Source organism: Pseudostreptobacillus sp. (assembly GCF_977040545.1).
In genome coordinates this window covers 1-3,973 of the sequence record NZ_CDRRBS010000093.1, presented here as the reverse complement: position 1 = coordinate 3,973, position 3,973 = coordinate 1, and the positions used below count along the sequence as shown (strand labels likewise).

Genomic DNA, 3,973 nt, shown 5'->3' with positions numbered 1-3,973 from the left:
TTTCATATGATATTTCACGCAGTCCTAACTTTAGCATTTAAAGAAAATGAAAATTATGAAAATTTGATATTTCATAGTGACCAAGGATGGCAATATCAGCATTATTCATATCAAGAAAAATTGAAAGAGAAAAAGATAACTCAAAGTATGTCAAGAAAAGGAAATAGTTTAGATAATGGATTAATGGAATGTTTCTTTGGGTTGTTAAAATCAGAAATGTTTTATGAACAAGAAGAAAAATACAAGACATTAGAAGAATTGAAAGAAGCAATAGAAGATTATATATATTATTACAATAACAAAAGAATAAAGGAAAAATTAAAAGGATTAACTCCTGCTTCTTACAGAAATCAATCCTTATTGGTAAGTTAAATTAATTTGTCCAACTTTTTGGGGTCAGTACAAATGGAAAAATATGTTTAAAAATGGTATAATCATATCATATATTCAGAAAATAAATTTTAAAAATACAGAGTTTTAATTTGTATTATGTATAAAAGAGAGGAGATAATATGGCTATAAATTTTTCGAAATTGAAGTCTTATTCTAACCAATCATCTATAGAACCGAGAGATATTTTTATGGTATTGCCTACAAAGGATAAAAGCTATGGGTATCCTCGTGATGTTCAAACAGAAGTTTGGAAACAGTGGTTTGATAAACGTAATGAAAAAAACACAATCATAAAAATGAATACTGGAAGTGGAAAAACTGTTGTGGGGTTAACAATTTTACAGAGTTGTTTAAATGAAGGAAAAGGTCCTGCAGTGTATATTGTTCCAGATAATTTTTTAATAAAGCAAGTTTGTGATGAAGCAATAAAGCTAGGGATTAGGGTTGCTTATGATAATGAAGGTGTGAAAGGTGAAGAAGATTATTATTTTAAGCATAATAAAGCAATTTTAGTAACAAATATACACAAATTAATTAATGGTAAAAGCGTGTTTGGGTTACGCTCGAGTAATAATGTTAAAATTGGTAGTATCATAATCGATGATGTACATGCTTGTTTAGATACAATAGAAAAGCAACACACAATAACTATTGAATCTAATCATGATTTATATAAAAAAATAATTTCATATATATCTAACTACACAGAAGTTAAGGAAAGTCAAAATTTTTGTGATATAAAAGACAGAAATGATCCGAGATATAGTTACTTGGTTCCGTTTTGGATTTGGCAAAAAGAACATAAAAATATATATAATAGTATTTCTGATGAAGATTATAAGGATGAAGCATTCGTATTGTTTAATCTTCCGTTGATGCGTGATAATTGGGAAACAGCTAATTGTGTTATTTCTGCTCGTAGTGTTGAAATAACATTAAAAGGTACTCCTATAAATAAAATAACTAGTTTTGAAGAAGCTCAACGTAGGATATTTATGAGTGCGACACTAGCGGATGATAGTGTATTTGTATCTAGTATTGGATTAAAAGAAAAAGAACTTTCCAATATCATTACACCTGAAAAGGCAAATGATATTGGAGAAAGGCTCATAATTTTTCCTAAACATTTAAATGCCAAGATAACAGATGAAGAGATAAAAAATGAAATTTGTAATGTTGCTAAGAAACACAATGTCGTAGTTATTGTGCCATCTTTTGATAGAGCTAATTTTTGGAGTGATATAAGTCCTAGTCAAATTCTTTCATCAAATGCAGATAATATACAAAGTGGTGTTGATAAATTAAAAAGAGGAGAATTCACGGGAATTACAATTCTAGTAAACAAGTATGATGGAATTGACTTACCAGATGATGCTTGTCGAATGCTTGTTGTTGATGGATTACCAAGTATACGGAGTGAGTATGATTTGGCAATACAAGGGATGAATCCAAATGATAACAGATTATGCAGAGAACAAATTCAGAAAATTGAACAGGGAATGGGTAGAGGAGTTAGATCAAATAATGATTTCTGCTCAATAGTATTAATGGGAGAAAAACTAACTGATGTAATTGTAAATCAACATGGTAAAGAATTTTTCAGTTCAGCAACATTAGAGCAATGGAATCTTTCTCAGCAGCTATGGGAACAACTAATGGAATCGACACAAAGTCCTACTGTAGAAAATATTTTTGCTTTGACTAATTATATGTTTGAGCGTAACCCAGAGTGGATTTCTGCTAGTAAATCTAATTTATCTAATGTTGTGTACAATAAATCTGGCAATGTAGATTCTTTGATTCTTGCGATGCGTGAAGCTTTTGAAAAAGAATGTTTAGAAAACTATGAAGAAAGTTTTTCAATTATAGAGCAAGAAAAGAATAAAACAAATGATAACAAAACTAAAGGGTTGTTGATGCAGTATATGGCTGAATATAAGAACTTCAGCAATCAGGCTGTTGCACAGGAAATATTACTTTCAGCAAGAAACCTTAATTCTATGGTTTTAAAACCAATTAAGGGAATCCAATTTTCAAAATTAACTAGTACAAATAATGGACAATCTAACTCTATTATAAAATATATTGAAAAAAATGGATTAAATGCTAATGAATATATTCTACGTGTATCGGCTATATTGGAAGATTTAAAATTTTCAGATAATCCTGCGAAGCAATTTGAAAAAGCACTTAATGATATAGCATCAGTTATAGGTATTGCATCATCTCGCCCAGAAGTTCAGTTTGGAGGAGAAGCTCCTGATAACTTATTAGCATTTTCAAATTCTGAATATGTAATTATTGAATGTAAGAATAGAACAATAACAGAATTAATTTCAAAAGATGACTGTGAGCAGTTACTTAGTTCGATACAATGGTTTAAGAATCATTATATTCTTGGAGAAAAATATACTCCAATTATGATTCATAACAGTGATACTTTCCGAACTGAGGCATCACCTAGCCCAGATATGAGAATTATGACACCTGAATTATTGGATGAATTTTCACGAGCAATAAGAGGGTTTGCAGAAGGTGTTGTCAAAAATGGAGTCTTTGGGAACAATAAAGAAGTTGAAAAATTATTAAATTCATTTAAGTTAAATGGTTATCAGATAATTAATCAATATACAAAGCCATTTAGTAAAAATAAATAACTTTTAAATTTTGGGTCTGTACAAATAGAATATAAAAAGTGAAAAAGCCTAAAAAAATGGAGTGAATTTTAATTTTATTTTAATTTTCACTCCTTTTATTTTATAACTAAGTTTTCTAATTTAATTGTTAAAATTTTAAGTACAACAAAAATGATATACTCTCTATATCAAAAAAAATTAACTTACCTTTAATTCATGTAAGAATATTTCTTTTTTCCCTTTTCTTATAGAATTAATATATCTTCTTAAATTATGTCCTAAAGCATAAAGACTAAATTCAAACCTACACTTATTGATACCTTTTCTTCTAAATCTATCAAATTTAAAGTTCCCTTTATATTAGCAAAAGCTCCCTCTAATTGTATTGATCTATTCAATCTAAGTTTAATACTATATTCACTAGTTATATTTCGATATGCTTCTTTCTTTAATAACTGAATATCATCTTTTCTAATTAATTCATTTTATTTTATATCTAAATTCAATATTATCTTTACAGTTTCTCTCAATTTTTCTAATTTCAAGCTCTGATTTTGTATAGATAAAAGAATAATTTTAATCATTTTATCTATATCGACACTTAACTTTCTTCCCTTTGTACTATATTGTACTTGTGATAAATTTTTAAAAACAATGACCTCCTTACAAAGTTCACTAATTAATAGAGCTTATATATTCCAAAAATCAAGGGATAAATTTTTACCTTAATTTTCCTATGTTTTTTAGTATTTTTTATATAATTTTTTCTAAAAAGTTATTGAAATAATTTTAGGTATATGATATAATAATAGTGTAAATAATTAAACTGTTTGGTTTTGTAAGGAGTGAATCATATGTTGATTAACACTAATAATTTTAATGATATTTCTAATTTTATTAATAGTTTACCTTATGTAGATTTTGAAAAAATTGTTAAGAAATAT

General features: G+C 27.4%; 3 protein-coding genes. 2 read left to right on the top strand and 1 reads right to left on the bottom strand.

Translation table 11 applies throughout. The annotated features are described in order from the left end of the window. Together ACWYO2_RS05125 and ACWYO2_RS05120 are read left to right on the top strand one after the other, a co-directional pair. On the top strand, positions 1-372 hold a 372-nt coding region (locus ACWYO2_RS05125), incomplete at its 5' end, for a transposase (RefSeq protein ID WP_455515408.1). Positions 373-512: 140 nt separating this feature from the next. Then, positions 513-3,050 (top strand): DEAD/DEAH box helicase family protein, encoded by a 2,538-nt coding sequence (locus ACWYO2_RS05120; protein ID WP_455515407.1) that lies wholly within the window; start codon positions 513-515, stop codon positions 3,048-3,050. Between the two features lie 177 nt (positions 3,051-3,227). Here the strand turns inward: ACWYO2_RS05120 and ACWYO2_RS05115 are convergent, their stop codons facing one another. Next, positions 3,228-3,347, bottom strand: coding sequence for a hypothetical protein (locus tag ACWYO2_RS05115; RefSeq protein WP_455515409.1), 120 nt, complete (start codon positions 3,345-3,347; stop codon positions 3,228-3,230). Positions 3,348-3,973 lie beyond the last annotated feature (626 nt).